Origin of the sequence: Nocardia sp. NPDC060259 (genome assembly GCF_042728775.1) — a bacterium.
In the GTDB taxonomy this organism is placed as follows: Bacteria; Actinomycetota; Actinomycetes; order Mycobacteriales; family Mycobacteriaceae; genus Nocardia.
The window spans coordinates 63,739-81,257 of record NZ_JBHXAY010000001.1; the positions used below are offsets into that span (position 1 = coordinate 63,739).

Sequence of the window (17,519 nt, forward strand, 5' to 3'; positions counted from 1 at the left end):
TCCGTCAGGAATCGATACGGGCGAGGACTTCGGCCGCCGCGCGGTGACCGGACCGGACCGCGCCGTCCATGTAGCCGTTCCACACCTCGGCCGTCTCCGCGCCCGCCCAGTGGATCCGCCCGATCGGCGCCGACAGCGCCGCTCCGTACTGCGTCCACACCCCGGCGCCCAACCGGCCGCCGTAACAACCGCGGGTGTATTCCTCTTCCATCCAGTTCAATTCGACGTAGTCGATCGGATCGGCGGCTCGGGGACCGAACAGCTCGGTCAGGGTGGCCACCGCGGCGGCACGTCGTTCGCCGATGCTCCAGCTCGCCGCCGTGCGCGCGTGCGCGCCCTCGAAGAACGCGACGATCACCCCGCACGACCCGTCCGGCGGGGAGTTGTCGACGGTGACGCTGATGGCGCCGTCGAGGTCGAAGGCGAATCCGTTCAGGCCTGCGTCGCGCCAGAACGGCGTCGGGTAGGCGATCTGGACCTTGATGACCGACCCCATCGGGATCTGCTGGGTGAGACCGTCGCGTGTGGCGGGCAGGGCGGGCTGGTAGCGCAGGCGGCCGGCCAGGGTCGGCGGAATCGCCACGATGACATGCCCGGCGGCGATCGTCCCACCGGAATAGGTGACCCGCACACCGTTCTCGTCGTGGGCGATGGCCGACACCGGGGCGTCGAGCAGGACGACCTCGTCACCGAGCGCCGAGGCGAGCCGTTCGGAGATCTGGTGCGTGCCGCCGACGACCCGCAACTCCTGCGCACCGCCGGTGACGCCGACGAGGACATCGAGCATGCCCCCGGACTTGAGGTAGAACAGGAAGTGCAGCAGCGACATCTCCGCGGACTCGGCGGAGAACAGCGCGGGCACGACCGCGGCCCAGAACGCCAGTACCTCCTCGTTGTCGGTGTTCGCGCGCAACCACTCGTCGAGGGTTCGGCGATCCAGCTCGGCCGCGTCCGGCGCGGTCCAGGGCGAGGACAGCGAGACGGTGGCGGCGATCGCCTCGAGTTCGGCCTGCAGGCGGCCCACCTCCACGGCGGCCGCGTCGGAGAGGCCGAAGGTTTCGTCGCCGTAGCGGGTGACAGTGCCCTGGTAGCGGGTCACCGACTCCCCCTCGTCGTAGGTCGGGAAGGTCTCGAGGCCGAGTTCGGCGACCAGTTTCAGGACCTCGGTCTGGGTCCGGCCGATCCACTGTCCGCCCATCTCGACCGGAACCCCGTTCGACAGGGTGCCGCCTGCGTTACGCCCGGCCACCCGGTTTCGCGCCTCGAGCACCCGCACCGTGCGGCCTGCCGCGGTGAGCTCCCTGGCCGCGGTCAGGCCGGCGAGACCGGCACCTACCACCACAACATCGATATCGGTCATCGCCGGTTCCTTCGCTCAAATCTCGGTCGGTTGTCCGACTGTAATGTAGGTCACCCGGATGGCGTGTGCAAGAGTTGTGGCGATATTCGTCCGCCGTGGAGCGAGGAGAACCCGTGGTTTACGTCAAAGCGTCCGAGCGCGAGGAGCAGATCGTCACGGCGGCTGTCACCGTGCTCAGCGCGATCGGGGTACCCGCCACCACGCTGCGCGCGGTCGCCGCCGAGGCGGGCGTCCCGCTCGGCACGCTGCACTACGTATTCCCCACCAAGGACAAACTGCTCCAGGCGGTCATCACCACCGTCATCGGCGACATCTCCGGGGCGCTACGGGCCCAGCTCGAGCTCGACAAAGGCGTCGAACACGCGCTGCGCCACGGCGTCACCAGCTTCTGGGAGCTCTTGGTCGCCGACCGGATCGGATTGCAGATCATGCAGTACGAGCTCATGACGTACTCGCTGCGCACCGAGCCCGGCGGCAGCCTGGCCCAGCTGCAGTACGAGCGCTACAGCTCGGTCGTCACCGAGTTCTGCGAACAGGCGGCCCAGGCCGCGGGTGAGCGCTGCGCGGTCGGCTTCGACACGCTCGGCAGGCTGGCGCTGGCCCAGATCGATGGACTGATCCTGCAGTACGTGTCCAAGCCTGACGCCGACCGCGCGCGGCGCGACCTGAACCAAGCCCTCGACATGCTGATGCTGTTCGCCGATCCGCAGCCGGTCGCCCGGAGCACGACCAGGCGATGAGCCCGCTCGGCGCCACCACGCCATGACCTCGGGGTTGTCACCCATTGCGTCGCACGTCACCTTCGTTCTATCGTGATTCGTACGGCTGTCCGACTTATTTCCGCACTCTCGCATCGGAGCGGGTGCTGCGCGGTCGGCCCTGACGCACATCTGGAGTGAGACGATGGCCCAGCAGACATCTCCCGGCCTGCCCGACGGCGGGGATCTACCGCGCGCAGCGACTGTCGTCGTTGTCGGCGCGGGCATGGCCGGACTGATCGCGGCCCGCGCGTTGCACCGCCGGGGCATCGACGTCCTCGTACTCGAGTCCGCCGCACGGCCGGGCGGGCGGATGCTGGCCGAGACCACCGTGCTCGGTTCCCGGGTCGACCTCGGCGGCCAATGGATCGGACACGGGCACCACCGCTTCGAGGCGCTGGCCGCCGAACTCGGCACAACGGTCTTCGCGATGCGGACACCCGACCGGGCCACGGTCGTCGACGGCGACACGGTCGTCTCGAACTCGGGCGTGGACGCGGTGGCCGCGTACGCGGTCCTGCTGGTGTGGGAGATCGCCGCGCGGGTCGGCGCACCGCGCGCATGGCGGACGAAGAGCCTGCGGTCATGGCTGGGACACGTACCGAACCGGCGGGCACGGCGGCTGCTGGAGGTCATCACCTCGGTGTCCACCACCGCCGACCTCGACCGGTACTCGGTGTACGCCTTTCTCGACATGATCCGCTTCCAAGGCGGATTCCGGACCATGCTGTCCACCGCGGGCGGCGCACAGGAGGGGCTGGTCGCCGACGGGGCCGGGACGCTGGCCGAACGACTCGCCGCCGACCTCGGCGATCGGGTGATCTTCGACAGCGCGGTCACCGCGATCCACCGCGACGACGACGGTGTCACGATCCGATCGGCTACCGGAAGCTACCGCGCCGCGAAGGTGATCGTGACCGTCCCGCCCCCGATGGCCGCGCGCATCGAGCACCACCCCGCACTGCCCGCCGCGCGAATCCGGCTGCAGGACAACACCTATATGGGTTCGGTATACAAGGCGATCGCGGTCTACGATCGGCCGTTCTGGCGCGATCGCGGCCACGCCGAATTGCTGGCGCTCACCGAGCCGGGCCTGGCGAGCTTCGATACCTCACCGCCCGGCGGTCCCGGCCACCTGTGCATCCTCGTCGCGGGTCCCGAAGCCCGCGCCCTCGACGGGCTCGACAACGATGCCCGCCGCGCGGCGATCCTCGGCCCGCTCGCCGCCCACCTCGGCCCGCGAGTCCTCGAGCCGCGCGGCTGGCACGAGAAGTCATGGCACCGGGACCAGCACGTCGGCGGCGGCTACACGGCCCTGCCGATCATCGGCACCGACGACGGCTACCTGCCTGCCGACACGACACCGCTGGGCCACCTCCACTGGGCAGGCACCGAAACCGCCCGCGAGCACGCCGGATACATCGAGGGCGCCATCGAGTCCGGCGAGCGCGCCGCCACCGAAGTCGCTGCCGCCCTGCCGGATTCGCCGGCTGATTGATCGCGAATCAGGACCGGGCTGCCACCGCACGCGTCCGGCGTTTCGCCGTCCTCGCCGAGGCAGCAGCGCCTCTAGGATGACCCCATGCCAGTCAGGATGAACAACGTCGGCATCGTCGTCGAAGACCTCACGGCTGCGATCGAGTTCTTCGGTGAACTCGGCCTCGAACTCGAGGGTCGAGCCATGGTGGACGGCGAATGGGCCGGACGGGTGACCGGGCTCGGCGACCAGCGCGTCGAGATCGCCATGATGCGCACACCGGACGGCCACAACCGGCTCGAGCTCTCGCGCTTTCTCGCGCCGGAGGTGCTCGCCGGTTCCCGGAACGCTCCGGTGAACACGCTGGGCTACCTCCGCGTCATGTTCACCGTGGACGACATCGACGAGACGCTCGCTCGCCTCGGCAAGCACGGCGCGCAGCTGGTCAGCAGCGAAGTGGTTCAGTACGAGGACGTCTATCGGCTCTGCTACATCCGCGGCCCCGAAGGCCTGCTCATCGGGCTCGCCGAAGAACTCGGATAAGCCAGTGGTCCCGCCGGGTCGAACCTGGCGCTGCGCCGGTCAGGCGCGGTCGTGGAGAGTGATCCGGTAGCCGTCGGGGTCGGCGAAGGTGAATGTCCGGCCGAAGGGGCCGTCGATCGGCGCGGAGACGATGGTGTGACCGTCGGTGACCAGAGCATCGTGAATGGCCTGGACGTCTGTGGCGTGCAGCCAGATCGCGGCACCGATGCCAGGCTGAGCAGCGGATGCGAGATCGGTGCCTGCAACGATGTCGCGGAGCGCGAACGCGATCGGCTTCGTTTCGAAGACGACGGCGTGCGGAGGTCCGGTCTGCGAGCGGACGAGGCCGAGGTACCGCTCGTAGAACGCCTGCGAAGCGTCGAGGTCGCGCGCTTGGAGCGAGAGGAAGTCGGGGCCGGTGGCGGGCATGATGATGCTCCTTCTCTTCGTGTCAGGTTTCTGACACGTTTCAATCTATGTCAGAATACTGACATGAGTCAAGACGGTATCGGCGTCGACCTGGAGACGTCACTGGGCTACCTGTTGAAAGAGGCGTCGAGCGCCTTGCGCGCCGCGATGGAGGAGGTGCTGCGACCGCTCGGGATGAGCGTGACGCACTACTCCTGCCTCGAGCTGCTGGCTCAACGACCGGGCTTGTCGAACTCCGAGCTCGCACGGGGGGCGTTCGTGACCAGGCAGACGATGAACGTGCTGCTCCAGGCCCTGGAACGAGACGGCTACGTGAGCAGGCCCGCGGAGGCACCCGTCGGGAAGGCACTTCCCACGCGGCTCACCCCTCGTGGCCGACGCAGCCTCGAGAAGGCGAGCGCAGCGGTCCGATCCGTCGAGGTCAGAATGCTGGCGGGCATGACCGAGACCGAGCAGTCGGACGCGTTCCGGAGCCTGCGGAGCATGATCCATTCCCTGCGCGAAGGCAACGACGGTACATAGTCGTCTTCAATCAGGTTCCCGCCACTTTGGTTGTGCGACCGACTCCGGTCGGTCACGTGCCTGATCGTTCGCGGTGGTGGACGGTGGTCGATGCGGGCAGGGCCGCGGACGCCAGCAGGGCAAGCTTGTCGGCATGCACGGTGCCGGGGTCGGGGTGGAAGACGACGAGTTTGAGGTCGTCGGCCTCACCGATGCTGAGCCTCTCCCGGTTGAGCGTCATCTCACCGACCTGAGGGTGGTCGAATCGCATGGGCGATCCATACTGTCCCTTCACATCGTGCCGGGCCCACAGCTCGCGGAACCGAGGGCTCGCGAGTGAGAGCTCGCCGGCGAGCTCGATAAAGCGCGGGTCGTCGATGTCGGTGCCTACGGACTGGCGCAGGTTGGCGATGAGGCACTGCGTGGCGTTCTTCCAGTCGGGGTACAGGGCCTGCTCGGCTGGGTCGAGGAACATGTCCCTGAGCTGATTGCCGCCGACGGTGAAGCGGGGCGAGAGCGCTGCAGCCAACGAGTTGGAGGCCAGGATGTCGAAGTAGCGCCCCTCGATGTAGGCAGGCTGCGCCAGGGATGCCAGGAGCCGCACCATGCCGGGCGGCATGGTCTCCTTGCGCGGACGTCGTCGGCTCTGGCGGGGCTTGTCGGCCACCAGCGTCATGAGGTACGCGATGTGGTCGTCGTCGAGATGCAGCACTCGCGCGATCGACTCGAGAACCTGTGTCGACGGGTTGCGGTCGCGGCCACGCTCGAGACGTAGGTAGTAGTCGGCGCTGATGCCGGCCAGCATGGCGACCTCTTCCCGTCGCAGGCCAGGCACCCGCCGCACACCGAGTTCGGGAATACCGGCCTGCTGCGGCGTCACGAGTCCGCGGCGTGCACGGAGGTACTCGCCCAAGGTGTTCGGCCGGTTCGTCATGCCACCAGCGTAGAGCTCGAGCGCCGGCACAAAGGGGCCCTGTCACACCCTGGGACCGAAGGGGCGCTGCCTGGCGGGAGCGGTCGCACATAGCGTCCTTGATGCCCACCCGGGCAACGGATATCGGAAGGGAAGCACTATGACCGTCACGCTGATCACCGGAGCCAACAAGGGCATCGGCTACGAGACCGCCAGACAACTGATTCACCTCGGTCACACCGTCTACATCGGGGCCCGCGACGTCGAGCGCGGCGAGAAAGCCGCGGCCGAGTTGGGTGCGCGGTTCGTACAGCTCGACGTGACCGACGACGCGTCGGTGACCGCGGCGTTGGCGACCATCGACTCGGTCGAGGGTCGTCTGGACGTGCTGATTCACAATGCGGGTATCTCCGGCGGCGGGATCGTCGACGGCCCAACGGCTCTGCGTGTGTTCGACACCAACGCTGTCGGCGTCGTCCGGGTCACGGAGGCGGCACTCCCGCTGCTCCGCGCATCGCAGCATCCTGTCGTCGTCACGATCTCCAGCAGCGCCGGATCGTTCTGGGCGGTGAACAATCCCGACAGGCCGGAGTTCGGGCTGCCTGCGACGCTCTACGCGGCGTCCAAGTCAGCCGCGACCATGCTCATGGTGCAGTACGCCAAGGCCGAGCCGGGCATCAAGTTCAATGCGTTGGAGCCCGGCTTCACCGACACCGACATGACGGCGGCCCTGGGCATGGGAGGTGGGCGACCTGTCGAGGAAAGCGCCAGAACCGTTGTGCGGCTGGCGACGATCGGCGCGGACGGACCCACCGGGACACTCCAGGACGAGGCCGGCGAACTTCGCTGGTAGGCGTCGCCCATCCGATGTCCAGGGGATTCCGGCGTGTGGTTCCGCGGCCGCATCGTCGCCTACGCCACGTTCCGCTCAGGCAGGCGGCTGCGACCCCTCGTCATCCCGACCGCGCCGACTTCCGGTGTAGGCGCTCTCGCGGATCCGGTTGACCACGTTCGGGACCAGCGCCACCCCGGCGGGATGGTTGAGGACCGGATCGAAGAAATCGGTGCGGTGCTCACCCGGTGCGGCTCGCCGCAGGTCCAGCTCACCGATGATCTCGGCCGGACTGCCGAGCCCGTCAGCGGTCAGGGTGTAGCGAATCACCCGATCGTCGAGGTAGTCACCGACGGCTTGCAACGACGCCGTGTTCGGCAGCGCCTCGGCGTCGAGCGGCTCGGCGAACAGCCACGCCGGTGACGCGTCGGCGAACCGGTACGGCAGCAGCGAGCCGAAGCAGGCGGTGGCCCAGCCGAGTGCAGGGGTGAAGACGAATCGGCCGAGGGTGCCGCGACCGGTGGTCGCCAAAGCGAAGTCCCACGGGTGATCGTCGCGGTCGAGCACCCGAAAGGCCAACCCGAGGACATCGGGCACCCCGACCGGACTACCCAGTGCCTTCGACAGTCGCGCGATAACCGCCCGATCGCCCGCACCGAACCACGGCTCGTACTTCTGCGCGGGCCGGAACCGCCCGGCGAGGCGGATTCCCCGTGGATGAAACACCCGCGCGTGGCGCACGCGCGCCGCGGTCTGAAAGGCCGCGGAGACGACGGCGTTCGGCAGGTCGGTAAGCCTGCGTATATCGATCAGCGGTGCTGCCCTGCGATCATCGCCGTCGCCCATCGCCGGCGCGCCCGGACGAGACTGCGAGGCAGCGGGGTCGGGGAACGCGCGTTTGCCGTAGTCGGATCGGACGTCGATCTCGGCGTCGTCGTCGGAAAGCGGCTCCGGCTCCCGCCAGGCCTCGCCACCGCCCGCACCCCTGAGGGCCCGGTCCAGCTCGTCGGCCAGCTCCTCGTCGTGGGCGGGTCCATGTTTGGTATTGCCTCGTTCGATATCCAATTCGACCTCCTCCTACGGCTGTCAGCGATGCCACCCGAGCACGGCGACACCACCTCGCGCATACCCGGCGCCGCGCTCCCGAATCGGATCACTGACAACCGGGCACACCCTGTGGTTGACCTTCCCCAGGTCGGGCGGTGCAATCTACGGAAAGACCGGCTGGAAGCCGCCGATCTTCTGCTCGAGTAGTTCGGCCAGCCGCAGTACGGTGCGGTCCTCGAGCATCGGTCCGATGAGCTGCACTCCCACCGGCAGGCCCTCGGGAGACCGGCCGGCGGGGATGGCGGTGGCAGGCAGGCCGGGCATGGTCGCCAGACCGGCCCAGACGAGCTGATCGAAGTACGGGTACGTGACGCCGTCGATGTCGATCCGGCGTTCCAGCAGGTCGGGGTTGTGGTCGTGGGGGAACGCGGGAGTCGGCGTGATCGGACACACGACGGCATCGAACTCGACGAAGAGCTGACGCCAGCCGTGGCGGTGGAGCTCGCGACGGGTATTCGCCTCGATCCAGTCGCGGTGGCTGATCACCATGCCGCGCAGCCGCGCGGCGTCGAGACTCTGGTCGTCTGCGTTCAGTGCGGCGGCGCGGGTCTGCAGCTGCTCGTAGGCTTCGACGGGAAAACGTGCGACGGTGCTCGAGAACAGCAACCGCGTGTAGAGCGTCGCGGCTTCGGTCAGATCGGGCAGCAGCGGACTGTGCCGTTCGACGCGGGCGCCCCCGTCGACGAGCGCGTCGGCCACCCGGTTCACTCCCGTCCGCACAGCGGACCCGGTGGGGATGAGCGGATGCTCGTCGAGGACCAGGACCCGGAAGTCGGCGAGCCGCTCGTGGCGCGCAGGCGGCAGCGTCATGTCGTATGCCATGCCGTGCGTCAGCGGGTCCGGTCCGGCCATGACGTCGAGCAGGAGGGTGAGGTCGCGCGCGGTGCGCGCCATCGGACCGACGACGGCGAGGTCGAGGTCGGTCGGCAGTGCCGGTGCAGGCGGCGCGACCATACCGCGAGTCGCCGCCAGCCCGAGTGTCGGCTTGTGTGCGTAGATGCCGCAGAAATGCGCGGGGGTGCGCAGCGATCCGGCGAGGTCGGAGCCGATGGACAGCGCGCCGAATCCGCACGCCAGGGCCGCCGCGGATCCGCCGGAGGATCCGCCCGGCGTGCGATCGTGATCCCACGGGTTGTTGGTGGTGCCGTAGATCTCGTTGAAGCTCTGGATATCCTGCAGCCCCAACGGCACATTGGTCTTGCCGAGCACCACCGCGCCTGCGGCCTTCAGCCGCGATACCTGTACCGCGTCCTCGGCCGGTACGTAGTTCCGCTGCGGTGGCATGCCCCAGGTCGTGGGTAGCCCGGCGATGTTGTAGGACTCCTTGACCGTCACCGGAATGCCGAGCAGCGGCCGGTCCTCGCCGCGGGCGCGCGCCTGGTCGGCACGATGTGCGGCTGCCCGCGCACGGTCGAAGTCCGGCACACAGATCGCGTTGATCACCTTGTCGTCCCGCTCGATGCGGGCGATCGCCTCGTCGGTGAGTTCCATTGAGGTCACCTCACCGGCACGCAGGGCAGCTGAAAGCTCTTCGGCCGATCGAAAATTCCACTCCATGAATCCGACGCTATTGGCCTGCCGCAGAGGACATAAAACGCCGCTCCGCACAACGGGAAAGTCGAACGGGCCACCTCCCCGGTCTGGGTATAGGCCGGGACTGTCGCGGTGCTACCCGTCGAGTGATACCGCGGAAGGACCGACAAGCGACCGAAACGCCGACCCTCTGGATTCACCCGATTCGGGTGAGGCGCGTGGACCGGGGGCGGTGCACGATTCGCCTATGGGATCAACTCCAGTTCTGGGCCCGGTGCTGTCGATCGACGCAGCGGGCGCAATGGCGACGACGATCTCGACGAGATGAGATCGAAGTGAGCACGACCCGCTGTCCGACATTCACAGACCAGGAGATTCCAGTGAAGCTCGCGAGCAGTGTCTATGGGATAGCGTCGATCGCGGCGGTTGTGCTGATGACCGCGGCGTGTAACTCCGACGACACCACATCCACGCCGACGACCACTCCGACCGCCCAGGTCGACACCCTGCAGAGCAGCATCGTCGCAACGGCCTCCGCGGCGGTGAGTTCCGTGCGCGAAAACGTGCAGCAATCGGTTCAGGATGCGATCAACAAGATCTTGGTTGCCGCCCCCATCTCCTTCGACCCGGGCAGTTCCGACCTCGGCACGATCGACACCGTCACCCTCACCGCGGTTGCGGCCGCCTTGCAGGGAAACGACACCAAGATAGAGATCACGACCTACGCCAAGGATTCGAACGCCGCCACCGCCAAATCTCTGGCCGAGGCCCGCGGTGACAACATCGCGGCCGAGCTCGAAGCCGACGGCATCGACAAGTCGCGCATCACGGTGAAGTCCGATGCGAATCCCTCAGACACGCAGATCGATCCCGATCAGGCCAAGATCACGGTCGTCGACGGATAGAACAGGACGTCACCAACGGCCGGCGCCAACCCGGATCGCACGCCAAGCCCGACTCCCGCAGCAAGGATCCGGCGCAGGGACGCCCCGCACCGGTAGCCTGACGCCGGTTCCACCATCGGCGCCGATCGGCAGGATCTCATTCCGGCGGATCCGGGTGCGTGGGCTCGGTCACGGCTTCGCAATCTTGCGTTCTGATTCGCCTACGCCCGTAGTGCCGGAGACGTACGGTAATCACCGACACGGTCGTCGAACCCGGCGGCGGTGGTGATCGGTGTCGGAGTCGAAAGCCGGTGAGTCCTAGTGGTATCCGAGTTGGAGTTCGAGGAACTGTCGCGTCGAGCCGAGATCGACGGTACCGCACCACGGGTCGGTGCGATCATCGATCGCGGTGGACAGGTGCTGCTACTCGCGCGCCACGACACCGGCCCGATCAAGGCCACTCTGAAGCTTCCCGGCACCACTGTGCTGCCGCGGGAGTCCCTCTCCGTCGCGGTCGTCCGGGGCGTGTACGAGGAAACGGGCCTGGTTGTCACCGGGATTCGGCACCACGTCGGGGATTTCGACTACCTGTCCCCCGACGCGCGCCCGGTTCGCCGCCTGCATTTCGCGGTGGATGTCGCGGCGACCGATCCGATCCGCCTCACGGTCCATGCGCGGTACGTCTGGGCGCCGCTCGACGGTGAACTGCCGGTGACGTCCTCCATCCGCCGCATTCTCGATACCTACCGCACTCTCGTCCACCCCTGACATCCCGGATCGGACTACGGTCGAGCGGTTCGGACGGTGTCGGTCAACCGGCGATTGGTCACCCGCAGTTGTCGTGCGGTACTGGCGGCCAGCGCCCGCGTCTGAGCGGAATCGATGCGGCCACACACCCGCCCCCAATGCACGGCGACCTGGTCACCGACAGCCACTTCGGTAGCGAGGTGCTGGTCGTCGACCTCGGCGCGCTGGAGCGCTGGAGCGGACAACCGCAGCCGCGGACCGTCCAGGATCAGCCGCTGACAGCGGACAGCAGCGGCGCCGTCTTCGCGGGCCATCACGGTGCCCCAGGTGATGCGGCAGCTGTCCAGGATGCGGATCGGGTGCTCGTCGGCGCCGCGGCCGAGCAGCCGGGTCCAGGGATACACGCCGAAAACGTGGAATCCGTGGTTGGCGGCGGCTTCCCCGGCGAGGTCGGCGTTCAGGTAGGACCAGTAGTGCCCGGCCATCGGCGCGATGATCGCGAGCAGTTCGGCGGTGAACGCGTCGGCGTCGAGGTCGGCGCCGATCCCGCCACCGAGCCAATAGGACTCGACGAGGCGGCGGTCGAGCGGATCGGTGATGCCGGTCAGTGTCGCCATTGCCCGCAGGTAGGGCCAGGCTCCGGAGAACTGCCGGGCCAGGGCGCGGATTTCTTCGGCGGAGCCGTTGTGTAGCGCCCGCGCGTCGGAGGGACCGCAGTAGCCGAGCCGGTTGGGCGCGTAGGCGTAGCGGGCGAACATGTCGGTCCCGTCGATGATCGCGCCTCCTGTCAGCAGATCCGTGGCAGTTGTTCTCCGGCGGGCAGATCCACCACCCGGGTGCCGCCGAGGGCGGTGCGGGCGACCACCATGCCCGGATGGTCCTCGACGCAGACACCGATGGCTTCGGCACGGGCGCCCAGCGGGTGCGCCCGCATGGCCTCGAGCACTCGGTCGGCGTCCTCGGGGGCGATGAAGGCGATCAGCTTGCCCTCGTTGGCGACATACATCGGATCGAGGCCGAGCAGGCCGCACGCATCACGGACCGCGTCGGGGACGGGCAGTTTCCGTTCATCCAGTGCCACACCGACTTTCGCGACACCCGCGATCTCGTTGAGTGTCGCCGCGACCCCGCCGCGCGTCGGGTCGCGCAGCACGTGCACGTCGGCGCCGGTGGCCAGCATCGCGGTGACCAGTCCGTTGAGCGGCGCGGTGTCGCTGCAGACGGTGGTGCCGAATTCGAGGCCCTCACGGCAACTCATCACCGCGACGCCGTGCACCCCGATGTCACCGCTGACGAGCACGACGTCGCCGGGACGGGCCCGCTGCGGGCGGATGTCGATGCCGTCGTCGACGATGCCGATGCCCGCGGTGTTGATGAAGATGCCGTCGCCGTGGCCGGAGTCGACCACCTTGGTGTCGCCGGTGACCAGCTTGACGCCCGCCGCGAGGGCAGCGGTGCCGACGGCCTCGGCGACCCGGGCGATCTCGGCGAGCGCGGTGCCTTCTTCGAGGATGAACGCCGTGGACAGCACCATCGGCCGCGCGCCCGCCATGGCCAGGTCGTTGACGGTGCCGTTGACGGCCAGGTCCCCGATCGACCCGCCGGGGAACGCCAGGGGTTTCACGACGAAGGAGTCGGTCGAGAACGCCAACCGCGCCCCGCCGAGGGTGAGCACCGCCGAATCACCCATGCCCGCCTCGGCAGCGGAGCCGAACGCGGGCAGGAACAGGTGCTCGATCAGCTCACCCGACATCGCTCCCCCGCCACCGTGACCCATCACGATGGTCGGTGAGTCGCGCAGCGGCATGGGGCACACCCAGCTGTCCATGTCGAGCCTGACCGCCGCGTTGTCCTCACGCATGAGCCACCTCCGCGGGCAGGTCGAGGCGCCGGTACAGGTAGTAGGCCGCGCAGGCGCCTTCGGAGGAGACCATGGTGGCTCCCAACGGGTTTCGCGGTGTGCATTGCTTGCCGAAGGCGGCGCATTCGTGCGGCTTGATCAGCCCCTGCAGCACCTCGCCGGAGCGGCAGATCGAGGACTCCGCGGTGTGCAGGTCGGTGACCGCGAACCGGTGCTCGGCGTCGTAGGCGAGGTAGCGTTCCGAGAGACGCCAGCCGCTGTTCGGGATCACCCCGATCCCGCGCCAGGCGCGGTCGGTGACCTCGAAGACGTCGGTGAGCATCGTCTTCGCGGCCGGGTTGCCTTCGGCGCGGACCGCGCGGGGATAGGCGTTCTCGAGTTCGTGTCTGCCGTTCTCGAGCTGGGTCACGGTGCGCCGGATACCTTCCAGGATGTCGAGGGGCTCGAATCCGGTGACCACCATCGGTACCCCGTACTTGTCGGCCAGCGGCGGATACTCCTCGGTGCCCATCACGCTGCAGACGTGCCCGGCGGCCAGGAAGCCCTGGACCCGGCAGCTCGGCGATTCCATGATCGCGGCGATGGCGGGTGGGACGAGCACGTGGGAGACAAGCAGCGAGAAGTTCTCGATGCCCAGCCGTTTGGCCTGATAGACGGTCATCGCGTTGGCCGGTGCGGTGGTCTCGAAGCCGATACCGAAGAACACCACCTGCCGGTCGGGGTTCTGCCGGGCGATGGTCAGCGCGTCCAGGGGCGAATACACCACCCGCACGTCACCGCCTTCGCTCTTGACCCGGAACAGATCGCGTTCGCTGCCAGGGACCCGGAGCATGTCGCCGAAGGAACAGAAGATCACCCCGGGCTGCGCGGCGATCTCGAGCGCCTTGTCGATCACCTCGAGCGGGGTGACGCACACAGGGCAGCCGGGGCCGTGGATCATCTCGATCTCGTTCGGCAGCAGCTGGTCGATGCCGTGGCGGATGATCGAATGGGTCTGTCCGCCACAGACTTCCATGATGGCCCACCGCTGGGAGGTGGCCGCGCGGATCTGGTCGAGCAAGTTCTTCGCCAGGTCGGGGTTGCTGAATTCGTCGAGATACTTCATGACGTCACCTCCGTGTCGTCGTCGGCGCCGGAGTCGGTCGCTGCCGGTTCTGCCGTGGGATCGGGGAGCCCGGATTGTTTGGCGGCGAGGGCGAACCCGTCGCCGAACTCCTCGTTGAGCACACCGAGGTGCTCGAATTCGGCCAGTGTGCGCAACGCCGATTCCTCGTCGAGGCGCTGAATGGCGAAGCCGACGTGGACCACCACGTAGTCGCCGATCGCCGCGTCCGGAATGTATTCCAGGCAAACGTCTTTGTGCACGCCGCCGAAGTCGACGACCGACATCATGGTGCCGTCGCGTTCGTGCAGGCTGAGCACCTTTCCCGGGACTGCCAGGCACATCGCTGCTCTCCTTTCGCTCAACCCGCACCGGCGGCGAGTAGTTGCCCGAACGCGAGACCACCGTCGTTGGGCGGCAGTCGGCGATGGGTGATGACAGGGAATCCGTTGTCGCGCAACACAGTGCGTGCTGCCGAGAGCAGCAGCGCGTTCTGGAACACCCCACCCGAGAGCGCGACGGTCGTCGGGGGCGAGGCGAAATCCAGGGCGAGGTCGAGGACAAGCGCGGCCACCGCGTAATGGAAGCGAGCGGCGATCACGGCGGCCGGGACACCCTGGGCGGCGTCGGTGACCACGGCGGCCACAACCGGGGCCGGGTCGATCACGGCCGGGTCGGCGGCATGGTCGAGGCCGAACCGGTAGGCGCCGGAGCCGGGGTCGGCCGCCCGCGCGACGGCCTCCAGTTCGATCGCGGCCTGGGCCTCGTAGTCGACGACATGGCGGACTCCGGCCAGCGAGGACACGGCGTCGAAGAGCCGTCCCATGCTCGAGGTCGGGGTACATCCGAAGCCGGAACCGAATTGGTGTGCCAGCACCGCGCGTTCATCGGCGGGGCAGGCGGCGACCGAGGCGATCGTGTCCGACCAGTCCAGTCCCGCGGACCACAGATGCGCCAGCGCCATCCGGTAGGGCCGGTGCACGCTGACGTCCCCGCCCGCCAGCGGCACGTATTTCAGGTGCGCGAGCCGCCGGTAGCCCTTGTAGCCGGCGGCCAGGACCTCACCGCCCCAGATGGCGCCGTCGGGTCCGAATCCGGTGCCGTCGAACGCGATCCCGGTGACCGTGTCCGAGGCGCCGAGTCCGTGTTCGCCCATGACCGCGGCGATGTGCGCGTGGTGATGCTGGACGGTGTGTACCGGACGGCCTTCGGCGTGGGTGCGCGCCCAGGTGGTGGATCGGTAGCGCGGGTGCGCGTCGGCGACGAGCTGGGTGGGTTGGACCCCGGTCAGTTCCGCGAGGTGCTCGGCGGCGAAGCCGAAGGCGCGCAGAGTGGCCAGGTCGTCCATGTCGCCGATGTGCTGGCTGAGCCACGCGTAGCGGCCGTCGCCGACCGCGCAGGTGTTCTTCAGGTCCGCGCCGACAGCGAGCGTCGGCGGTACCGGGACGGGCAGGGTCAGTGGGAGTGGCGCGTAGCCGCGCGAGCGGCGCAGGGGCAGCTCGATGCCGTCGACGACACGCACCACCGAGTCGTCGCACGGGGTGAGGATGCGGCGGTCGTGGGAGAGCCAGCCGTCGGCGAGTTCCGCGAGACGGGTGCGGGCATCGGCGTCGTCGAAGCAGATCGGTTCGCCGCCGAGATTGCCCGAAGTCATCACCAGTACTCGCGGGCCGGGCGGGTCGCCGGGGAGCCCGAACAGCAGCAGGTGCAGTGGCGTGTAGGCGAGCAGCACACCGAGGTCGGGGTTGCGTGGCGCGATCGAGGGAGCAAGCGGGTCGGTGCCACGAGGCAGCAGGACGATCGGCCGTTGAGGGCCGCCGAGCAAGGCGGCGGCGCTGTCGTCGACCTCGGCGATCGCGCGCGCGCCGGCCAGGTCGGCGACCATGACGGCGAACGGTTTGTCGCCGCGCCGCTTCCGGCGGCGCAGGGTGGCCACGGCGTCCTCGTTGGTGGCGTCGCAGGCGAGGTGGTAGCCGCCGATGCCCTTCACGGCGAGAATTCCGCCCTCGCGTAAGAGGTTTCGTGCCGACTCCACCGGGTCACCCGGCCCGGTGTAAGTCAGGCGGGGGCCGCAGTCGGGGCAGCCGATGGGCTGGGCGTGGAAGCGTCGGTCGGCCGGGTCGGCGTACTCGACGGCGCAGCGCCGGCACATCGGGAAGTCGGCCATCGACGTGCTGGGCCGGTCGTAGGGCAGTTCGGCGATGATGGTGAACCGGGGACCGCAGTTGGTGCAGTTGATGAAGGGGTGGCGGTAGCGGCGATCGGTGGGATCGGTGAGTTCGGCGGCGCAGTCGGCGCAGATCGCGACGTCGGGTGAAGCCAGAGTCCGGCCGCCGCCGTCGCGGGTGGTGTCGGCGATGCGGAATCCGGTGCCGCCGAGGAGCGCAATGGTGCGCTGGTCGACCGATTCGACGACGGCCAGGGGTGGTGGGTGCTCGCGCAGTCGTCGCGCGAACTCGTCCAGATCGGCTCGGGTGCCTTCGATCTCGATGATCACTCCGGAGCTGTCGTTGGCCACCGACCCGGACAGGGACAGTTCGGCGGCGGTGGTGTAGACGAAGGGGCGGAAGCCGACGCCCTGCACCACCCCGCGGACCACGAGGCGGCGGCGTCGACGGTCGGCGGTCATGGCTGTTCGCCTCGTCCGAGCAGGTTCAACCCGGCCAGGGCGGTGGCGGCACCGGCCTCGTCGGTCTTCTCGACCGCCAGACCCATGTGGATGATCACCCAGTCGCCGGGGTGCACCGGATCCTCGTCCAGCAGGCCGATGTTCACCTTGCGGTCCTCGCCGGAGACCGTGACCAGGGCGAGCTGCCCGTGGTAGCCGTCGAGGATCTCCACGACCTGTCCGGGAATGCCGAGGCACATGGTTCATCCCTCCGATCGGTTCGACGGGGTGAGTGGCTCGCGTGGCTCGGTGACCAGTCGCGTGAGCACCTCGGCGACCGCGGCCACCGCCGGGTCGACCGCGGCGAGAACTGGTTCGGACAGTCCGATGCCCTCCTCGACCGAGCGGACCTGGCAACCGACGACGACGGTCGGCGGCAGGCTCCCGCCGAGAGCACGCACACTCGCGAACACCGCATCGGGATTCATGGCGTGCGCGTCGAGTTGCGCGGCACCGGTGGCGTCGGGTTCGGCGTGGAAGACCGACAGCGCGCCGGGGGTACCGCGGTCGGGAATCGCGTCGACGAGCACCAGCGCGTCCCAGGGGTCGAGCAGGTCGTAGGCCAAGTGCATGCCGCGGATGCCGTAGTCGACCACGCGCACGGTCGCACCGTGCGGCGGGAGCCGTCGCACCACTTCGGGCCCGAAACCGTCGTCGCCGAGGAAGATGTTGCCGATCCCGGCGACGAGCACCCGTGCCGTCATCTCACATCCGGCGAATCTTCATGTAGCGCTGTAGGTCCGGTATCGAGCGGACGCCGAGGATCGCGGCGGCAGCGGCGACCACTGCCGCGAATCCGACGGCGATCATTCCTATGGTGGCCAT

20 protein-coding genes are annotated in these 17,519 nt (G+C 68.5%); 7 read left to right on the forward strand and 13 right to left on the reverse strand.

Annotated elements, in window-relative coordinates; translation table 11 throughout:
• Positions 1–4 precede the first annotated feature (4 nt).
• Positions 5–1,360 (reverse strand): flavin monoamine oxidase family protein, encoded by a 1,356-nt coding sequence (locus ACFWF2_RS00345; RefSeq protein WP_379303013.1) that lies wholly within the window; start codon positions 1,358–1,360, stop codon positions 5–7.
• A 113-nt stretch (positions 1,361–1,473) separates the two neighbouring features.
• On the opposite strand from ACFWF2_RS00345, the gene ACFWF2_RS00350 reads away from it, so the two are divergent.
• The 3 genes from ACFWF2_RS00350 to ACFWF2_RS00360 all read left to right on the forward strand — a co-directional run bounded on the left by ACFWF2_RS00350 (position 1,474) and on the right by ACFWF2_RS00360 (position 4,138).
• Positions 1,474–2,100: a TetR/AcrR family transcriptional regulator gene (locus ACFWF2_RS00350; protein WP_379303015.1), complete on the forward strand. Its 627-nt coding sequence runs from the start codon at positions 1,474–1,476 to the stop codon at positions 2,098–2,100.
• 163 nt (positions 2,101–2,263) lie between these two features.
• Complete coding sequence (locus ACFWF2_RS00355) at positions 2,264–3,616, forward strand: flavin monoamine oxidase family protein (protein ID WP_379303017.1); 1,353 nt, start codon at positions 2,264–2,266, stop codon at positions 3,614–3,616.
• Positions 3,617–3,700: 84 nt separating this feature from the next.
• Positions 3,701–4,138: a VOC family protein gene (locus ACFWF2_RS00360; RefSeq protein ID WP_379303019.1), complete on the forward strand. Its 438-nt coding sequence runs from the start codon at positions 3,701–3,703 to the stop codon at positions 4,136–4,138.
• Between the two features lie 39 nt (positions 4,139–4,177).
• Here the strand turns inward: ACFWF2_RS00360 and ACFWF2_RS00365 are convergent, their stop codons facing one another.
• Positions 4,178–4,546, reverse strand: a complete 369-nt coding sequence (locus tag ACFWF2_RS00365) for a VOC family protein (RefSeq protein ID WP_379303020.1) — start codon at positions 4,544–4,546, stop codon at positions 4,178–4,180.
• Between the two features lie 63 nt (positions 4,547–4,609).
• On the opposite strand from ACFWF2_RS00365, the gene ACFWF2_RS00370 reads away from it, so the two are divergent.
• Positions 4,610–5,068, forward strand: a complete 459-nt coding sequence (locus ACFWF2_RS00370; protein ID WP_379303022.1) for a MarR family winged helix-turn-helix transcriptional regulator — start codon at positions 4,610–4,612, stop codon at positions 5,066–5,068.
• Positions 5,069–5,120: 52 nt separating this feature from the next.
• On the opposite strand, the gene ACFWF2_RS00375 is transcribed toward ACFWF2_RS00370, so the two are convergent.
• A complete protein-coding gene (locus ACFWF2_RS00375) occupies positions 5,121–5,981 on the reverse strand; it encodes a helix-turn-helix domain-containing protein (protein ID WP_379303024.1) in 861 nt (286 codons plus the stop codon).
• Between the two features lie 139 nt (positions 5,982–6,120).
• Between ACFWF2_RS00375 and ACFWF2_RS00380 the strand changes: the two genes are divergently transcribed.
• Positions 6,121–6,813: an SDR family NAD(P)-dependent oxidoreductase gene (locus ACFWF2_RS00380; RefSeq protein WP_379303026.1), complete on the forward strand. Its 693-nt coding sequence runs from the start codon at positions 6,121–6,123 to the stop codon at positions 6,811–6,813.
• Positions 6,814–6,888: 75 nt separating this feature from the next.
• Here ACFWF2_RS00380 and ACFWF2_RS00385 read toward each other — a convergent pair whose 3' ends face one another.
• Complete coding sequence (locus tag ACFWF2_RS00385; protein ID WP_379303028.1) at positions 6,889–7,857, reverse strand: hypothetical protein; 969 nt, start codon at positions 7,855–7,857, stop codon at positions 6,889–6,891.
• Between the two features lie 144 nt (positions 7,858–8,001).
• Entirely contained in the window at positions 8,002–9,456 is a 1,455-nt protein-coding gene (locus ACFWF2_RS00390; RefSeq protein WP_379303030.1) for an amidase, read from the reverse strand.
• A gap of 356 nt (positions 9,457–9,812) precedes the next feature.
• On the opposite strand from ACFWF2_RS00390, the gene ACFWF2_RS00395 reads away from it, so the two are divergent.
• Complete coding sequence (locus tag ACFWF2_RS00395; protein ID WP_379303032.1) at positions 9,813–10,337, forward strand: OmpA family protein; 525 nt, start codon at positions 9,813–9,815, stop codon at positions 10,335–10,337.
• Positions 10,338–10,637: 300 nt separating this feature from the next.
• Positions 10,638–11,084: an NUDIX hydrolase gene (locus ACFWF2_RS00400; protein WP_379303034.1), complete on the forward strand. Its 447-nt coding sequence runs from the start codon at positions 10,638–10,640 to the stop codon at positions 11,082–11,084.
• Positions 11,085–11,098: 14 nt separating this feature from the next.
• Here the strand turns inward: ACFWF2_RS00400 and ACFWF2_RS00405 are convergent, their stop codons facing one another.
• The 8 genes from ACFWF2_RS00405 to ACFWF2_RS00440 are packed head-to-tail and all read right to left on the reverse strand — an operon-like array spanning position 11,099 to position 17,519.
• Positions 11,099–11,821 carry a DUF6390 family protein gene (locus ACFWF2_RS00405; protein WP_379303036.1) on the reverse strand — a complete coding sequence of 241 codons (723 nt, stop codon included), beginning with the start codon at positions 11,819–11,821 and terminating at the stop codon, positions 11,099–11,101.
• A gap of 29 nt (positions 11,822–11,850) precedes the next feature.
• Positions 11,851–12,924: a hydrogenase expression/formation protein HypE gene (hypE, locus tag ACFWF2_RS00410; RefSeq protein WP_379303038.1), complete on the reverse strand. Its 1,074-nt coding sequence runs from the start codon at positions 12,922–12,924 to the stop codon at positions 11,851–11,853.
• A complete protein-coding gene (gene hypD / locus ACFWF2_RS00415; protein WP_379303040.1) occupies positions 12,917–14,029 on the reverse strand; it encodes a hydrogenase formation protein HypD in 1,113 nt (370 codons plus the stop codon). The genes hypE and hypD overlap by 8 nt, the downstream gene beginning before the upstream one ends.
• Positions 14,026–14,370, reverse strand: a complete 345-nt coding sequence (locus ACFWF2_RS00420) for a HypC/HybG/HupF family hydrogenase formation chaperone (protein ID WP_379303042.1) — start codon at positions 14,368–14,370, stop codon at positions 14,026–14,028. The genes hypD and ACFWF2_RS00420 overlap by 4 nt, the downstream gene beginning before the upstream one ends.
• Positions 14,371–14,387: 17 nt before the next feature.
• A complete protein-coding gene (gene hypF / locus ACFWF2_RS00425; RefSeq protein ID WP_379303044.1) occupies positions 14,388–16,655 on the reverse strand; it encodes a carbamoyltransferase HypF in 2,268 nt (755 codons plus the stop codon).
• A complete protein-coding gene (locus tag ACFWF2_RS00430; protein WP_355272704.1) occupies positions 16,652–16,894 on the reverse strand; it encodes a HypC/HybG/HupF family hydrogenase formation chaperone in 243 nt (80 codons plus the stop codon). Before ACFWF2_RS00430 ends, hypF begins: the two co-directional genes overlap by 4 nt.
• Positions 16,895–16,897: 3 nt before the next feature.
• Positions 16,898–17,398: a hydrogenase maturation protease gene (locus tag ACFWF2_RS00435; RefSeq protein ID WP_379303046.1), complete on the reverse strand. Its 501-nt coding sequence runs from the start codon at positions 17,396–17,398 to the stop codon at positions 16,898–16,900.
• Between the two features lies 1 nt (position 17,399).
• Complete coding sequence (locus ACFWF2_RS00440) at positions 17,400–17,519, reverse strand: DUF6893 family small protein (RefSeq protein WP_379303048.1); 120 nt, start codon at positions 17,517–17,519, stop codon at positions 17,400–17,402.